This window comes from Pseudomonas sp. B2M1-30, assembly GCF_025447575.1.
Lineage (GTDB): Bacteria > Pseudomonadota > Gammaproteobacteria > Pseudomonadales > Pseudomonadaceae > Aquipseudomonas > Aquipseudomonas botevensis.
In genome coordinates this window covers 145336-161255 of record NZ_JAOEJT010000003.1, presented here as the reverse complement: position 1 = coordinate 161255, position 15920 = coordinate 145336, and the positions used below count along the sequence as shown (strand labels likewise).

The window sequence follows — 15920 nt, the reverse complement described above, 5'->3', positions numbered from 1 at the left end:
GCGGGATCAGCCAGGTTTCTGGTCCACCCACTTCGGGGCGACGGTTGGTTTCCAGTTATCCAGTGCATCGAGCAAGGTCTGTGGCGATTCGCTGACTTGCAGCATCTCGCGGTGCGGTGTGCGGACGAAACCTTCGTCGACGATGTGGTCGAGAAACGCGGTGAGCTTGCTGTAGAAGCCGTTCACTTCCAGCAGGCCCAACGGTTTGCCGTGATAGCCGAGCTGGCCCCAGGTCCAGACTTCGAACAGCTCTTCGAGGGTGCCGAGGCCGCCGGGCAGGGCGATGAAGGCATCGCTCAGTTCAGCCATCCGCGCCTTGCGGGCGTGCATGCCATCGACCACTTCCAGGCGGGTCAGGCTCTTGTGACCGATTTCCTTGTCCATCAGGCTCTGCGGAATGATGCCGATCACTTCGCCACCGGCCGCCAGCGCCGCGTCGGCGACGATCCCCATCAAACCCACGGCGCCCCCGCCGTAGACCAGAGTCAGTTTACGTTCGGCCAATGCCCGGCCAAGGGCTTTGGCGGCCTCGGTGTACGCCGGGGTGGTGCCGGCGTTGGCGCCGCAAAATACACAAACGGAAGTGAGAGACATGCCTTGCTCCTGTGTCGATCAGTCGCACAGGGTAATGGCTGGCAGGCCTCGCTCCAAGGGCTAGACTTCGCGGCGAGGCATTTCACAGGTGCCGCTGGCGCCGCAGGCATAGGCGGCGAGCAGGCTGCGCAACAGGTCGTTAAAGATCATGACGGGCACTCCGTATCAGTTGGATGGGCCGATCATAGAGCTGGCCGGGAAATCTGGCCGGTAGATTGTTTCGATGGATGTCATAGCCTGAAAGTTGTATACAATTTTTGACTCAAGTCATATGAACTTGCGAAGATTTCAGGCAGTCTTCCTACCACTCGTGTTTTTGTTAACCCTGCCTTGGAGATTCACCATGTTTTCCAAAGTTGTTGCGGTATCCCTGCTGGCGCTGGCCAGCAGCCAATTGATGGCTGCCGAGTGCAAAACCACCGTTGACTCCACCGACCAGATGTCCTTCAACACCAAGGCCATCGAAATCGACAAGAGCTGCAAGACCTTCACCGTCGAACTGACCCACTCCGGCAGCCTGCCGAAGAACGTGATGGGCCATAACCTGGTGATCAGTAAAGAAGCCGACATGCAGCCGATCGCCACCGCGGGCCTGGCCGCAGGCATCGACAAGAACTACCTGCCGGAAGGCGACGCTCGCGTCATCGCCCACACCAAGATCATCGGCGCCGGCGAAAAAGATTCGCTGACCATCGACGTGTCCAAGCTGACCGCCGGCGAAGCCTACGGCTTCTTCTGCTCGTTCCCGGGCCACATCTCGATGATGAAAGGCACTGTGACCGTCAAGTAAACGCACAGTCCCGGCAATACAAAAAACGCCGTTGCGGTAGTACCGCAACGGCGTTTTTGCGTCTGGGGCATTGCTCGGACGGGGGAGGCCGCTGGTCGGAAAAGGGCCGCCACCTGTAATTTCTGACAGTAGACGAAGATTTTGATCGCGCGTCAGATGGCATGGCGCTCAGATCGCTTTGCGCGTTCATTTTTCGAAAAAGGAGTTTTCGCATGACCGATCAAGAGAAATTCCCCGGAGCACACGCTTTGACTCAGTCGCCCAATAAACAATCCCGGGAGATGGAGCCAAGAATCTCGTCCGTTAGAAACGGTGATGGGGTTGAGATTGAACCCGGAGGTATCAGTAAAAATGCTTATCTGAGGATTAGAGGCGAGGCTGAACCGGGTCAATCTGTAGAACTATTCGATGGTGGCCATTTTCTAGAAAGGTCCATTGTGTACGAAGACGGCCACTTCGAGTTCCATATGACCAAGCAAAAACGCGGTGAACGCCACTACAAAGTACTAACTGGCAATGGCACGGAATCAGAAACATGGGTTGTCTTCATGGACGTGGCGGCTGCACGCATTCTCTGGGTGACGGGGCCTGACGGCGTTCCCATCGAGGATGGCAGTCTCACTCGTTTCAATGCTCTGAACTTTGTTGGCGAGGGGGAGCCGAGTACGCAAGTAGAGCTTTGGGATAATGATGAACTGCTGCAAACACTCAATGTTGATCCCAGCGGGCATTGGAGTGCTTTCGTCGAGTACGTAGCACCCGGTAATCATGCGTTCACGGCTGTCGAACGAAACGGCGATGCATCGCTGCCGCACCATATTAGAGTCGTCGCGGTTAAGCTCACGCTTCAGTTTGTTTATGGGGAAAGCTTTCGACTGATCGGCAATCACGAGACGACCGCTGATACATCGGTGACGATTGCGGGGACGGCCGGCTTCAAGGCGAAAGGGCATATTGTTGATTACGACGGTGAGCTGGCGCCATTCGAGGCCGATGAGAACGGCATTTTTACCGTCAGGCTTCGTAATCTGCAGCCCAAGGTCCATACCTTCAGAGCCAAGTCCGGCGACCAACTGTCATCCACACTAGTCATCAGGGTGATATCGCCAACGCAACGATGACTCAGTATTACGCGGCCAAAGCCAAAAGGCCCACCGGGTCAAACCTCGGTGGGCCTTTGCATGTCGCGATCAGAACTTACGGCGCAAACGGCATCACGCGTTTGTGATGGGTCTTGTTGTACGTGTTGACGATGATCTTGAACGCTTCCTCACGCACCGGCTCGCCGTGCAGGAACGCATCGATTTCGGTGTAGGTCACGCCGTGGGAGGCTTCGTCGGGTTTGCCCGGCGACAGGTCTTCGAGGTCCGCCGTCGGGATTTTTTCCACCAGCGATTCTGGCGCGCCGAAGCTGCGGGCGATCGCGCGTACCTGATTTTTCACCAGGCCGCTGAGCGGCGCGAGGTCGCAGGCGCCGTCGCCGAACTTGGTGAAAAAGCCCATCACCGCTTCCGCCGCGTGGTCGGTGCCGATCACCAGCCCGTGCGCCGCGCCGGCGATGGTGTACTGGGCGACCATGCGCATCCGCGCCTTGGTGTTGCCGAGGACGAAGTCCACCGACACCGCATGCTTGCCTTCGAACGCCGCGACTTCGCCGGCCAGGGATTTCACCGCCGGGCCGATGTTGACGGTGTGGCGTTCGTCCGGGGCGATGAAGTCCACCGAGGCCTGGGCCTCGTGTTCGTCGAACTGCACTTCGTACGGCAGACGCACGGCGATGAACTTGTAGGCGTTGTCGCTGGTACGTTCGCGCAATTCGCGCATGGCGCGCTGGGCGAGCAGGCCGGCGGTCAGCGAGTCGACGCCGCCGCTGATGCCCAGCACCAGGGTCTTGAGGCCGGAATTGACCAGGCAATCCTGAATGAAGGTGATGCGTCGGGCGACTTCGGCCTCAAGGGCCTTGTCGTCGGCGAACGGCGGCTGGACCTTGAGCTGTTCAGCAATCTCACGCTGTACGGCTTGCATGAATTCACTCCTTGCTAGATAGGCTGGAAACGGCAGGAATCTGGAAAACGTGTCGCAAATAGGCGACGAAATTCGGGTCTTTGCAGTGAGTCTTGCCGGGCTCGTCGGAGACTTTCGCCACTGGCTGGCCGTTGCAGGCGGTCATTTTAAGCACGATGCTCATCGGTTCGACACCCGGAATGTCGCAGGTGAGGTTGGTGCCGATGCCGAAGCTGACGTTGATCCGTCCACGCAGCGCGCGGAAGATTTCCAGCGACTTGGGCAGGGTCAGGCTGTCGGAGAACACCAGCGTCTTGCTCATCGGGTCGATGCCGAGCTTGTGATAGTGGGCGATGCATTTTTCGCCCCACAGCACCGGATCCCCGGAGTCGTGGCGCAGTCCGTCGAAGAGCTTGGCGAAGTACAGATCGAAATCGCCGAGGAAGGCATCGGTGGTGATGCAGTCGGTCAGGGCGATCCCCAGCAGGCCGCGATACTCGCGAACCCAGCAATCGAGGGCGGCGCTCTGGCTGTCGATCAGCCGTGGGCCGAGTTGCTGGTGGGCCATGATCCATTCGTGGGCCATGGTGCCCAGGGGTTTCATGTCCAGCTCGCGGGACAGATGCACGTTGCTGGTGCCGACGAAGCGTCCGGGGAAATCATGCTTGAGCACGTTCACCACTTCTTCCTGCACGCGGTAGGAGAACCGGCGGCGGGTGCCGAAATCGGCGACCTGCAATTGCGACAGTTCCTCGGCCGAGGCGTTGGCGGTCAGCCAGTCGAATTTGCGGTAGAGCTGCTCGCGGGCCTGGCCCAGAACGATTTCACGGTAGCGATAGCGGTTGCGCACTTCGCTGACGATCGCCAGCAGCGGTACTTCGAACAGAATCACATGCAGCCACGGCCCGCGCAGGCGGATGAACAATTCGCCATTCTCGATCCCGGTGTGCAGATAACGCAGGTTGAAGCGGAACAACCCCAGAAAGCGCAGAAAGTCCGGTTTCAGGAAGGAGATGCGCTCGAGAAAACTCAACTGATCGGCGCTCAGGCTCAACTCCGCCAGACGCTCGATCTGGAAGCGGATCTCGGCCAGATACGGGCGCAGATCTTCGCTGTTGCGGCAACGGAACTCCCATTCGACTTCGACGTTGGGGTAGTTGTGCAGCACCGCCTGCATCATCGTCAGTTTGTAGAAGTCGGTGTCGAGCAGGTTCTGCACGATGCGATCGGCAAACACACTCTCGCTCATAAACGGATCTCCAGGTACACCGCGCCGATGCGCGGGATCAATCAATGGCGCTAGTGGCGCATATCAGCGATAGGGATTGCCAGCATTTTTTGACACGGCTGCGGGCGCGGGCTCACGGCATTTGCGGGCTGTCGATCTGCTCCAGCATCCATTTCACGAAATCCCGCACCTTGGGCACTTCCACGGCGTGCTCCGGATAGGCCAGGTAGTAGGCGTCGTTGCTGGGCATCGCATGCTGCCAGGGAATGACCAGTTTGCCGTCGGCCAATTCCTCTTCCACCAGGAATTTCGGCAATAGGGCTACACCGCAACCGACCTGCGCCGCACGGATGCACATATAAAAGGTTTCGAAACGCGGGCCATGGTAGCTGTGCTCGGTCTGGTAGCCCTGGCTGTCGAACCAATCGTGCCAGGCCTGCGGGCGCGAGGCGTTTTGCAGCAGCACCAGATCGGTGAGTTGGGTCGGGTCGGTAAACGGTGTGTCGGGCAGGCTGCCGGGGGCGCACACCGGCACCAATTCTTCGCCGAACAATTTCAGGCATTCGGTGCCGGGGCGCGATCCCTGGCCGAAATAGAACGCCAGATCGCTGCGCCCTTGCAGCAGGTCATCGGCCTCCTGCTCGTTGCACAGATCCAGATGAATCGATGGATGACGCAGACGCCAGCCCTTGAGCCGTGGCACCAGCCAGCGGGCGCCGAAGGTCGAGGGCGTGGAGACGCGCAGGACTTCGGTTTCGCCGCCGTAGGAACGCAGGTAATGAGTCGACATCTCGACCTGGGTCAGGATTTTTCGGACTTCCACCAGGTACAGATCCCCGGCCGGGGTCATCTGCAAACGGCGCCGTACCCGACGAAACAACAAGTGCTGCAACAATTCCTCAAGCTGCGCCACCTGCTTGCTGACGGCGCTCTGGGTCAGGTTCAGTTCCTCGGCGGCCCGGGTGAAACTCAGGTGCCGGGTCACGGCCTCGAAGCACTGCAACGCGGTGATCGATGGCAGGTGGCGTTTGTTGAGCATGGGTGATCCCTTTTTCTTGTCTCTCAAACTTTGCATGAATAAACGGAATGATATCTCGCGTAATGGTCGTTTGTTGCCTTGCGTGATGAAGGCTACAACTAAAGGCCTGCCCGGACGTGAAATCCGCGTCCGCACCTATTCCGTTTTTCGTTTGAGGAGTGACCCATGGTTGCCGCATTGCTTGATCGTCTTGGCGTGAACCCGGCCCTGTACCAGAACGGCAAAGTGCCGGTGCATTCGCCCATCGACGGCAGTCGCATCGCGGCTGTGAACTGGGAAGGCCCGGCCGAAGTCGAGCAGCACATCAGTCGCGCCGATCATGCGTTCGAACAATGGCGCAAGGTGCCGGCCCCGCGTCGCGGCGAGCTGGTGCGTCAGTTCGGCGAAGTGCTGCGCGAATACAAGGCCGACCTCGGCGAACTGGTGTCGTGGGAGGCGGGCAAGATCACCCAGGAAGGCCTGGGGGAAGTGCAGGAGATGATCGACATCTGCGACTTCGCCGTCGGCCTGTCGCGCCAGTTGTACGGCCTGACCATTGCCTCCGAGCGTCCGGGCCACCACATGCGTGAAACCTGGCATCCGCTGGGCGTGGTCGGCGTCATCAGCGCCTTCAACTTCCCGGTCGCGGTGTGGGCGTGGAACACCACGCTGGCGCTGGTTTGCGGCAACCCGGTGGTGTGGAAACCGTCGGAGAAAACCCCGCTGACCGCACTGGCCTGCCAGGCGTTGTTCGAGCGTGTGCTGAAGAATTTCAGCGAAGCCCCGGCGCATTTGAGCCAGGTGATCATTGGTGGCCGCGATGCCGGTGAAGCGCTGGTCGATGATCCACGCGTGGCGTTGATCAGCGCTACCGGCAGCACCCGCATGGGTCGCGAAGTCGCGCCGAAAATCGCTGCGCGTTTCGCCCGCAGCATTCTGGAACTGGGCGGCAACAACGCGATGATCCTCGGCCCGAGTGCTGACCTGGACATGGCCGTACGGGCGATCCTGTTCAGCGCCGTCGGCACCGCCGGTCAGCGTTGCACCACCCTGCGCCGTCTGATCGCCCACGAGTCGGTGAAAGAAGAGATCGTCACCCGCCTGAAGGCCGCGTATTCCAAAGTGCGCATCGGTCATCCGCTGGAAGGCAATCTGGTCGGCCCGCTGATCGACAAGCACAGTTTCGAAAACATGCAGGACGCGCTGGAGCAAGCGCTGAGCGAGGGCGGCCGGGTGTTCGGCGGCCAGCGCCAGTTGCAAGAGCAATTTCCCAATGCCTACTACGTCTCGCCGGCCATCGTCGAGATGCCGGAGCAGAGCGACGTGGTCTGCCACGAAACCTTCGCGCCGATCCTCTACGTGGTGGGCTACACCGATTTCGCCGAGGCGCTGCGCTTGAACAACGCTGTGCCGCAGGGCCTGTCGTCGTGCATTTTCACCACCGATGTGCGTGAGGCCGAACAGTTCATGTCGGCGGTCGGCAGCGATTGCGGTATCGCCAACGTCAACATCGGCCCGAGCGGCGCGGAAATCGGCGGCGCATTCGGCGGCGAGAAAGAAACCGGTGGCGGTCGTGAGTCCGGTTCGGACGCATGGCGCGCCTACATGCGCCGCCAGACCAACACCGTGAACTACTCGCTGGAGTTGCCACTGGCTCAGGGCATCACGTTCGACTGAGGTCTGAACCGTACGCAAATTCCCTGGGAAGCGAATTCGCTCGCGAAGGCGCTGTGCCAGTCGACGTAGAGGTTGGCTGATACACCGCTTTCGCGAGCGAGTCTGCTCCCACAAGGTAAAAAGCCGTGTTTGTTAGGTTTCTGTTGGAGTCTGGCAATGCCGTTACGCGAAGAATGTCTATGGGAACAACTCACGCCACACAGGCCCGATAACGCGGCGCTGCGGGGCGAGGTCAAGGTCGATGTCTGCGTGATCGGCGCCGGGTTCACCGGGTTGTCGGCGGCGCTGCATCTGCTGGAAAAGGGCAAGAGCGTTTGCGTGCTCGAAGCCCATCGCGCCGGGCAGGGCGGCTCCGGGCGTAACGTCGGGTTGGTCAATGCCGGGCTGTGGATTCCACCGGACGAGATCGAGGCCGGGTTCGGCGAAGCGGTCGGCAGTCAGCTCAACCGCATGCTCGGCGCGGCGCCGGCGCTGGTGTTCAGCCTGGTGGACAAGTACCACATCGATTGCCAGTTGCGCCGCGAAGGCACCCTGCACATGGCGCACAACGCCAAGGGGGAGGCGGATCTGCGCAGCCGCGAGCAGCAATGGAAGCGTCGCGGTGCGCCCGTGGAGTTGTTGACCGGTCAGGCCTGCCAGCAAGCCACCGGCACCAAAAAGATTGCCGCCGCACTGCTTGATCGCCGCGCCGGCACGCTCAATCCGATGGCCTATGTCACCGGGTTGGCCAATGCCGTGGCCGGGCTCGGCGGGCAGATGTTCGACCATTCGCCGGTGACTCGTCTGGAGCGCCAGGGCCAGAAGTGGTCGGTGCAGACCGCTCAGGGTTCGGTGCTGGCCGAACAGGTGGTGATCGCCTCCAACGCCTACACCGAAGGCGACTGGACCGAACTCAAGCGCAATTTCTTCCCCGGTTATTACTATCAGGTCGCTTCGGTGCCGCTTACCGAAGACGCCGCCCGGGAAATCCTGCCGGGCGGGCAGGGCTCCTGGGATACCCGTCAGGTGCTGAGCAGCATTCGCCGTGACAAGGACGGTCGCCTGTTGCTGGGCAGCCTCGGCAACGGTAATCAGAAGCCGACCTGGTTTCTCAAGGCCTGGGCTGACCGGGTACAGCAGCATTACTTCCCCGGTCTCAAACCGGTTGAGTGGGAATGCACCTGGACCGGGCGCATCGCGTTTACCCCCGATCACTTGATGCGCCTGTTCGAACCGGCTCCCGGACTGGTGGCCGTCACCGGTTACAACGGTCGCGGCGTCACCACCGGTACGGTGGTCGGCAAAGCTTTCGCCGACTATCTGTGTAACGGAAATCCTCAAGCCCTGCCGATTCCCTTCGCACCGATGCAGCCCTTGGCGGGCGTGGGCCTGCGCAGCTGTTTATATGAGGCCGGATTCTCGCTGTATCACGCGGGCCAGTGCTTGCGCATCGTGATTTGAGTGTTGAAATTTGTTGCATGAAGCGGCGCTTTTCGGCGTTGCGACTAGCCTGTAATGGTGCGGGTTGTAGCAGTCCCGCACCAGCAGTGTGCAGTTCGGTGACGCGGGCTGTTACAGGCTGGTTGCACGTCGTTTGCTGACGCGGTTGCAATGATGGCGTGGGCGGGTTGCGCCTGAAAAGGAATGTGGTTTTACCTTCCGCGGTTTAGACGGTTGCACGCCCAATGAAAATGGGAACGAAACAGTCGAAATAACAAGAAAGCAGCGACTTTTTGAAGAATAAAAAACCGATGGCACGGCCCTTGCTCTGAGCATTCAGTGAAGTGAAGTCGCAGTGCCAACTAAAAAAAACCTTGGAGCACCACCTCATGTCCCAGACGTTTTACAAGAAAGGCTTTCTGGCCCTCGCAGTGGCTACTGCGCTGGGTGTTTCTGCGTTTGCACAAGCTGATGTGAAAATCGGTGTGGCGGGCCCGATGACTGGCGCCAACGCGGCATTTGGCGAGCAGTACATGAAGGGGGCACAAGCGGCGGCCGATGCGGTCAACGCGGCGGGCGGTGTCAACGGGGAAAAAATCGTACTGGTCAAGGGCGATGACGCCTGCGAGCCGAAACAGGCCGTGACGGTCGCCAAGGACCTCACCAACCAGAAAGTCGCCGGTGTGGTCGGTCACTTCTGCTCTTCCTCCACCATTCCGGCGTCGGAGATCTACGACGAAGCCGGCATCATTGCGATCACGCCGGGTTCCACCAACCCGCAGGTGACCGAACGCGGCTTGAGCGCCATGTTCCGTATGTGCGGACGTGACGACCAGCAGGGCATCGTTGCCGGCGACTACATCGTCGACGTGCTCAAGGGCAAGAAGGTTGCCGTGCTGCACGACAAGGACACCTACGGTCAGGGCCTGGCCGATGCGACCAAGGCTCAGCTGACCAAGCGTGGCGTGACGCCCGTGCTGTATGAAGGCTTGACCCGTGGCGAGAAAGACTTCAGCGCCGTGGTCACCAAGATCCGTGCGGCCGGCGTCGATGTGGTCTATTTCGGCGGTCTGCACCCGGAAGCCGGTCCTCTGGTCAAGCAACTGCGCACCGAAGGCCTGAAAGACGTGAAGTTCATGTCCGACGACGGCATCGTGACCGACGAACTGGTGACCACCGCCGGTGGCCCGCAGTATGTTGACGGCGTGTACATGACCTTCGGCGCCGACCCACGCCTGCTGCCGGACAGCAAGACCGTGGTGGACGCGTTCCGCAAGGCCGGCACCGAGCCTGAAGGCTACACCCTCTACGCCTACGCCTCGGTTCAGGCCCTGGCCGCCGGTTTCAACGGCGCCAAGTCCAACAAGGGTGAAGACGCTGCCAAGTGGCTGAAAGCCAACCCGGTCAAAACCGTGATGGGCGAGAAGACCTGGGACGCCAAGGGCGACCTGAAAATCTCCGACTACGTGGTTTACCAGTGGGACGCCACCGGCAAATACCACCAGCTGGAAAAACAGAAATAAGGCCTGACCCGATCAGCTGAGCCCCACCTATCACCGTGGGAGCGGGCTGCCCGCGAAGGCGCCGGATCGGTCGACACCCCTGTCGGCTGACCCATCGCCTTCGCCGGTTCGCCAGTTCCCACAGGTTCGGCGGGGCCCCGGCTGATCGTGGCTGACCTTGCTCCGGCGTATATCTGTATTTTCCTAGAAGAACCGCACACCCCGGGTGTACAGGTTCTCACTGCGTGAGATTGCGTTATGGATGGTATTTTCCTGCAGCAACTGGTCAACGGCCTGACCCTCGGGTCGGTCTATGGCCTGATCGCCATCGGCTACACAATGGTCTACGGCATCATCGGCATGATCAACTTCGCCCACGGCGAGGTTTACATGATTTCCGCTTACCTCGCGGCAATCAGTCTGGCTCTGCTGGCTTACTTCGGTATCGAATCCTTCCCGCTGCTGATGCTCGGCACACTGGTCTTCACCATCGTCGTGACCGGGGTGTATGGCTGGGTCATCGAACGCATTGCCTACAAACCCCTGCGCAACTCCACCCGACTGGCACCGCTGATCAGCGCCATCGGTATCTCCCTGATCCTGCAAAACTATGCCCAGATCAGCCAGGGCGCCCGGCAACAGGGTGTTCCGACGCTGCTCACCGGTGCCTGGCGGATCGACGTCGGTTCAGGCTTCGTCCAGCTGACCTACACCAAGATCTTCATTCTGGTCGCTGCTTTCGTCGGCATGGGCCTGCTGACCTACGTGATCAAGTACACCAAGCTCGGCCGCATGTGCCGCGCTACCCAGCAAGACCGCAAGATGGCGTCGATCCTCGGGATCAACACCGACCGGGTGATTTCCTACGTGTTCATCATCGGTGCAGCGATGGCGGCCCTGGCCGGCGTACTGATCACCATGAACTACGGCACGTTCGACTTCTACGCAGGCTTCGTGATCGGCATCAAGGCGTTCACCGCCGCGGTGCTTGGCGGGATCGGTTCGTTGCCCGGCGCGATGCTCGGCGGGATCATCCTCGGGATCTCCGAGTCGCTGTTCTCGGGCCTGGTCAACTCCGACTACAAAGACGTGTTCAGCTTCTCGCTGCTCGTACTTGTTCTGGTCTTCCGGCCGCAGGGTCTGTTGGGCCGTCCTCTTGTGTCGAAGGTGTAAGCGATGTCTTCAACCACTCCTAAAAAAATCGATGTGAAAAAAAGCCTGGTTGAGGCGATCCTTGCCGGCCTGATTGCCCTGATCGTGTTCGGCCCGATTGTCGGTGTCGTGCTCGAAGGCTACAGCTTCAACCTGGAATCGACCCGCGTGGCGTGGATCATCGCCATTGTCATGGCCGGTCGCTTCGCCCTCAGCCTGTTCCTGCAGACGCCCAGGGGCCTGCGCATTCTCGAAGGGTTCGAAAGCACCGGTTCCGGGGTGCATGTGCTGCCACCGGACTACAAGTCGCGGCTGCGCTGGATCATCCCGCTGATGATCGCCATCGCGGTGGCGCTGCCGTTCTTCTCCAACTCCTATCTGCTGGGCGTGGTCATCCTCGGGCTGATCTACGTGCTGCTGGGGCTGGGGCTGAACATTGTGGTGGGCCTGGCCGGTCTGCTCGACCTCGGTTACGTGGCGTTCTACGCCATCGGGGCCTACGGTCTGGCGCTCGGTTATCAGTATCTGGGGCTGGGTTTCTGGACCGTGCTGCCGCTGGCGGCGATCACCGCCGGGCTGGCCGGGTGCATCCTCGGTTTCCCGGTGCTGCGCCTGCATGGCGACTATCTGGCGATCGTGACCCTGGGCTTCGGTGAAATCATTCGCCTGATCCTCAACAACTGGCTGTCCCTGACCGGCGGTCCGAACGGCATGCCGGCGCCGCTGCCGACGTTCTTCGGCCTGGAATTCGGCAAGCGGGCGAAGGATGGCGGGGTGCCGTTCCACGAGTTCTTCGGCATCGCCTACAACCCGGACGTGAAGTATTACTTCATTTACGCGGTGTTGTTCCTGGTGGTGCTGGCCGTGCTGTACATCAAGCATCGTCTGGTGAAGATGCCGGTGGGTCGCGCCTGGGAAGCCCTGCGTGAGGACGAAATTGCCTGCCGCTCGATGGGCCTGAACCACGTGCTGGTCAAGCTCTCGGCGTTCACCATCGGTGCGTCGACCGCTGGCTTGGCCGGGGTGTTTTTCGCCACCTACCAGGGTTTCGTCAACCCGACCTCGTTCACCTTCTTCGAATCGGCCCTGATCCTCGCCATCGTGGTACTCGGCGGCATGGGGTCGACCATCGGTGTGGTGATCGCTGCGTTCGTGCTGACCGTCGCCCCGGAACTGCTGCGCGGTTTCGCCGAATACCGGGTGCTGCTGTTCGGCATCCTGATGGTGTTGATGATGATCTGGCGACCACGGGGACTGATCCGCATCAGCCGTACCGGGGTCACTCCACGCAAGGGTGCCATTCACTATGAGAGGACTGCGCCATGAGTGAAGTCGTACTCTCGGTGGAAAAACTGATGATGCACTTCGGTGGCATCAAGGCGTTGAGCGACGTCAGCCTGAAGGTCAAGCGCAACTCGATCTTCGCCCTGATCGGCCCCAACGGTGCCGGCAAGACCACGGTGTTCAACTGCCTGACCGGGTTCTACAAGGCCTCGGGCGGCAAGATCGAACTCAACGTGCGCGGCCAGCAGACCAACGTCATCAAGCTGCTGGGCGAATCGTTCAAACCTAGCGATTTCGTCTCGCCGAAAACCTTCGCCAGTCGCCTGTACTACAAGATGTTCGGCGGCACCCATCTGGTGAACCGCGCAGGGCTGGCCCGCACCTTCCAGAACATTCGTCTGTTCAAGGAAATGTCGGTGCTGGAGAACCTGCTGGTGGCCCAGCACATGTGGGTCAACCGCAACATGCTGGCCGGCATCCTCAACACCAAGGGCTACCGCAAGGCTGAAAGCGATGCGCTGGACTGCGCGTTCTACTGGCTGGAAGTGGTGGATCTGGTGGACTGCGCCAACCGTCTGGCCGGCGAGCTGTCCTACGGCCAGCAACGCCGTCTGGAGATCGCCCGGGCCATGTGTACGCGGCCGCAGATCATCTGCCTCGACGAACCGGCCGCCGGCCTCAACCCTCAGGAAACCGAAGCGCTGAGCGCGATGATCCGGCTGCTGCGCGACGAGCATGATCTGACCGTGGTGCTGATCGAACACGACATGGGCATGGTAATGAGCATTTCCGACCACATCGTGGTGCTGGACCACGGCATCGTCATCGCCGAGGGCGGACCGGACGATATCCGCCACGATCCGAAAGTGATTGCCGCGTACCTGGGCGCCGATGAAGAGGAAGTGGCATGACCCGACCGATCATCGAACTCAAGGACCTGGACGTGTTCTACGGCCCGATCCAGGCGCTCAAAGGTGTTTCGCTGCACATCAACGAAGGGGAAACCGTCAGCCTGATCGGCTCCAACGGGGCCGGCAAGTCGACCCTGCTGATGTCGATCTTCGGCCAGCCACGGGCAGCGGGCGGGCAAATCCTCTATCAAGGCGTGGACATCACCCACAAGTCATCGCACTACATTGCCTCCAACGGCATCGCGCAGTCGCCGGAAGGGCGGCGGGTGTTCCCCGACATGACCGTCGAGGAAAACCTGCTGATGGGCACCATTCCGATCGGCGACAAACATGCCAAGGAAGACATGCAGCGCATGTTCGAGCTGTTCCCGCGGCTCGAGGAGCGGCGCAACCAGCGGGCGATGACCATGTCCGGCGGCGAGCAACAGATGCTCGCCATCGCCCGGGCGCTGATGAGCCGGCCCAAACTGTTGCTGCTCGACGAGCCGAGCCTGGGCCTGGCGCCGATCGTGGTGAAACAGATCTTCGCGACCCTGCGCGAACTGGCGAAAACCGGCATGACCATTTTCCTCGTCGAACAGAACGCCAACCACGCGTTGAAACTGTCCGACCGGGCCTATGTGATGGTCAACGGCGAGATCCGCCTGACGGGCACCGGCAAGGAATTGCTGGTCAACGAGGAGGTGCGTAACGCCTATCTGGGCGGGCACTGATTCCCGGCAAGTTGTCCACAAGCCCCGGCGCGCAAACGCCGGGGCTTTTTGCTTCTCAAGACCCCAAAAGCCCCTGTCGGAGCGGGATTGCCCGCGAAGAGGCCGGCACGGCCACTGTCATCGCTGAATAAGTCTTGACAGCCCATTCGCCGAATTGTGGAAAACAAATCCCCCAACCTGCCAAAGCGCGACATAAAGCCGCTGCAAAACCCTGTTTTTGCACAGTTTTGACTTGTCCCCGTTTGCTGTGGAGCGGGCTGTGCATAACGTGGTGGTAGCTGGTTGTAAGCCTTGTAAACCGTGGCTTGCAGGCTGGTGGTTGTTTTTTGATCAGGCGTTTTTCCTACGCGCCGGGAGCGGTTTGTCAACCTTTTTATGGGCGGGGAAAAGTGGTCGGTGTCTTGTGGGAAATCCTGTGGATAAGTCTGTGATTAAACTCTGGAAAGACCGCGCTGAGGGCCGGGATTACTGGCCTCGCGCAATCATCGTCCTGACCGGGCGGTCGTGCAAAATGCCCCGCCCGGCACAACCGGCGGATCAGGGTCAAGCAAAAAACTTTGTATTTCGCCCGCAAAGCCTTGTGTGGCGCGGCTTTGCGCTGTTCCAGCTGTCCCCGGAAACTGTGGAAGGGCTTGTGGATAAGGTGCGTGCATGTGGCTACAGGCCACGAAATGCAAGGCGTTGCGCCGATTGATCGTTTTTTGTACAGGCTTCCGGTCTTGGCCAGTGGTTGCTCGTGCATGCAGGGCCGGGCATGCTGCCTGCTGATTTTCTATCCCCATGGCTGCCCCGGTAGCCGACGCAAGGAGAACACGATGTCCAAGACCCTGTTTATCACCGGCGCAACCTCCGGTTTTGGTGAAGCCTGTGCCCGCCGTTTCGCCCGGGACGGCTGGAAGCTGGTGCTGACCGGTCGTCGTGAAGAACGCCTCAATGCCCTCTGCGCCGAGCTGTCGAAGCAGACCGAAGTACATGGCCTGGTGCTGGACGTGCGTGACCGCAAGGCAATGGAAGAGGCGATCGCCAGCCTGCCGCCGTCGTTCGCCACGCTGCATGGCCTGATCAACAACGCCGGCCTGGCGCTGGGCGTGGATCCGGCGCCCAAGTGCGACCTCGACGATTGGGACACCATGGTCGACACCAACATCAAAGGCCTGATGTACAGCACCCGCCTGCTGCTGCCGCGTCTGATCGCCCATGGTCGCGGTGCGAGCATCGTCAACCTCGGCTCCATCGCCGGCAACTACCCGTATCCGGGCAGCCACGTGTATGGCGCGACCAAGGCGTTCGTCAAACAGTTCTCGTTGAACCTGCGCTGCGACTTGCAGGGCACGGGCGTGCGGGTCAGCAACATTGAGCCGGGGCTATGTGAGAGTGAGTTCTCGCTGGTGCGTTTCGCTGGCGATCAGGCGCGCTACGACGCCACCTACGCGGGCGCCGAGCCGATCCAGCCCGAGGACATCGCCGAAACCATTTTCTGGGTGCTGAACGCGCCTGCGCACATCAACATCAACAGCCTGGAGCTGATGCCGGTGAGCCAGACCTGGGCCGGTTTTGCCATCGAGCGGAACAAGGCGTAAGACCGCATCAGCGTTCTTCGCGAGCCAGCCCGTTCCCACATTGGTGAG

Annotated in this window: 14 protein-coding genes; 10 read left to right on the top strand and 4 right to left on the bottom strand. The window is 60.6% G+C overall.

What is annotated here, in order from left to right:
• Positions 1 to 6 precede the first annotated feature (6 nt).
• Positions 7 to 594: a TIGR00730 family Rossman fold protein gene (locus N8H74_RS07410; RefSeq protein WP_262146793.1), complete on the bottom strand. Its 588-nt coding sequence runs from the start codon at positions 592 to 594 to the stop codon at positions 7 to 9.
• Positions 595 to 937: 343 nt separating this feature from the next.
• Here N8H74_RS07410 and azu point away from each other — a divergent pair, with 343 nt between their 5' ends.
• Together azu and N8H74_RS07400 are read left to right on the top strand one after the other, a co-directional pair.
• Positions 938 to 1384 (top strand): azurin, encoded by a 447-nt coding sequence (gene azu / locus N8H74_RS07405; protein WP_217832718.1) that lies wholly within the window; start codon positions 938 to 940, stop codon positions 1382 to 1384.
• 212 nt (positions 1385 to 1596) lie between these two features.
• The gene (locus tag N8H74_RS07400; RefSeq protein ID WP_262146792.1) at positions 1597 to 2505 is read left to right on the top strand and encodes a hypothetical protein; all 909 of its coding nucleotides are present in this window, start codon (positions 1597 to 1599) and stop codon (positions 2503 to 2505) included.
• Between the two features lie 76 nt (positions 2506 to 2581).
• On the opposite strand, the gene nadE is transcribed toward N8H74_RS07400, so the two are convergent.
• From nadE to N8H74_RS07385, 3 genes are all read right to left on the bottom strand, one after another.
• A complete protein-coding gene (nadE, locus tag N8H74_RS07395; RefSeq protein WP_262146791.1) occupies positions 2582 to 3409 on the bottom strand; it encodes an ammonia-dependent NAD(+) synthetase in 828 nt (275 codons plus the stop codon).
• A 4-nt stretch (positions 3410 to 3413) separates the two neighbouring features.
• The gene (gene pncB, locus N8H74_RS07390; protein WP_217832715.1) at positions 3414 to 4637 is read right to left on the bottom strand and encodes a nicotinate phosphoribosyltransferase; all 1224 of its coding nucleotides are present in this window, start codon (positions 4635 to 4637) and stop codon (positions 3414 to 3416) included.
• A 112-nt stretch (positions 4638 to 4749) separates the two neighbouring features.
• Complete coding sequence (locus N8H74_RS07385) at positions 4750 to 5655, bottom strand: LysR family transcriptional regulator (protein ID WP_217832714.1); 906 nt, start codon at positions 5653 to 5655, stop codon at positions 4750 to 4752.
• A 165-nt stretch (positions 5656 to 5820) separates the two neighbouring features.
• Between N8H74_RS07385 and N8H74_RS07380 the strand changes: the two genes are divergently transcribed.
• From N8H74_RS07380 to N8H74_RS07345, 8 genes are all read left to right on the top strand, one after another.
• On the top strand, positions 5821 to 7311 hold the full coding sequence (locus N8H74_RS07380) for an aldehyde dehydrogenase family protein (RefSeq protein WP_262146790.1): 1491 nt from the start codon (positions 5821 to 5823) through the stop codon (positions 7309 to 7311).
• A 156-nt stretch (positions 7312 to 7467) separates the two neighbouring features.
• Complete coding sequence (locus N8H74_RS07375; protein ID WP_217832712.1) at positions 7468 to 8751, top strand: FAD-binding oxidoreductase; 1284 nt, start codon at positions 7468 to 7470, stop codon at positions 8749 to 8751.
• 368 nt (positions 8752 to 9119) lie between these two features.
• Positions 9120 to 10253 (top strand): ABC transporter substrate-binding protein, encoded by a 1134-nt coding sequence (locus N8H74_RS07370; RefSeq protein WP_217832711.1) that lies wholly within the window; start codon positions 9120 to 9122, stop codon positions 10251 to 10253.
• Between the two features lie 237 nt (positions 10254 to 10490).
• Positions 10491 to 11405 carry a branched-chain amino acid ABC transporter permease gene (locus tag N8H74_RS07365; RefSeq protein WP_007950661.1) on the top strand — a complete coding sequence of 305 codons (915 nt, stop codon included), beginning with the start codon at positions 10491 to 10493 and terminating at the stop codon, positions 11403 to 11405.
• A gap of 3 nt (positions 11406 to 11408) precedes the next feature.
• On the top strand, positions 11409 to 12710 hold the full coding sequence (livM, locus tag N8H74_RS07360) for a high-affinity branched-chain amino acid ABC transporter permease LivM (protein ID WP_217832710.1): 1302 nt from the start codon (positions 11409 to 11411) through the stop codon (positions 12708 to 12710).
• A complete protein-coding gene (locus N8H74_RS07355; RefSeq protein WP_217832709.1) occupies positions 12707 to 13579 on the top strand; it encodes an ATP-binding cassette domain-containing protein in 873 nt (290 codons plus the stop codon). Before livM ends, N8H74_RS07355 begins: the two co-directional genes overlap by 4 nt.
• On the top strand, positions 13576 to 14292 hold the full coding sequence (locus N8H74_RS07350; protein WP_217832708.1) for an ABC transporter ATP-binding protein: 717 nt from the start codon (positions 13576 to 13578) through the stop codon (positions 14290 to 14292). Before N8H74_RS07355 ends, N8H74_RS07350 begins: the two co-directional genes overlap by 4 nt.
• A gap of 815 nt (positions 14293 to 15107) precedes the next feature.
• Positions 15108 to 15872, top strand: coding sequence for an SDR family oxidoreductase (locus tag N8H74_RS07345; RefSeq protein WP_262146789.1), 765 nt, complete (start codon positions 15108 to 15110; stop codon positions 15870 to 15872).
• The last annotated feature ends 48 nt before the right edge of the window (positions 15873 to 15920 follow it).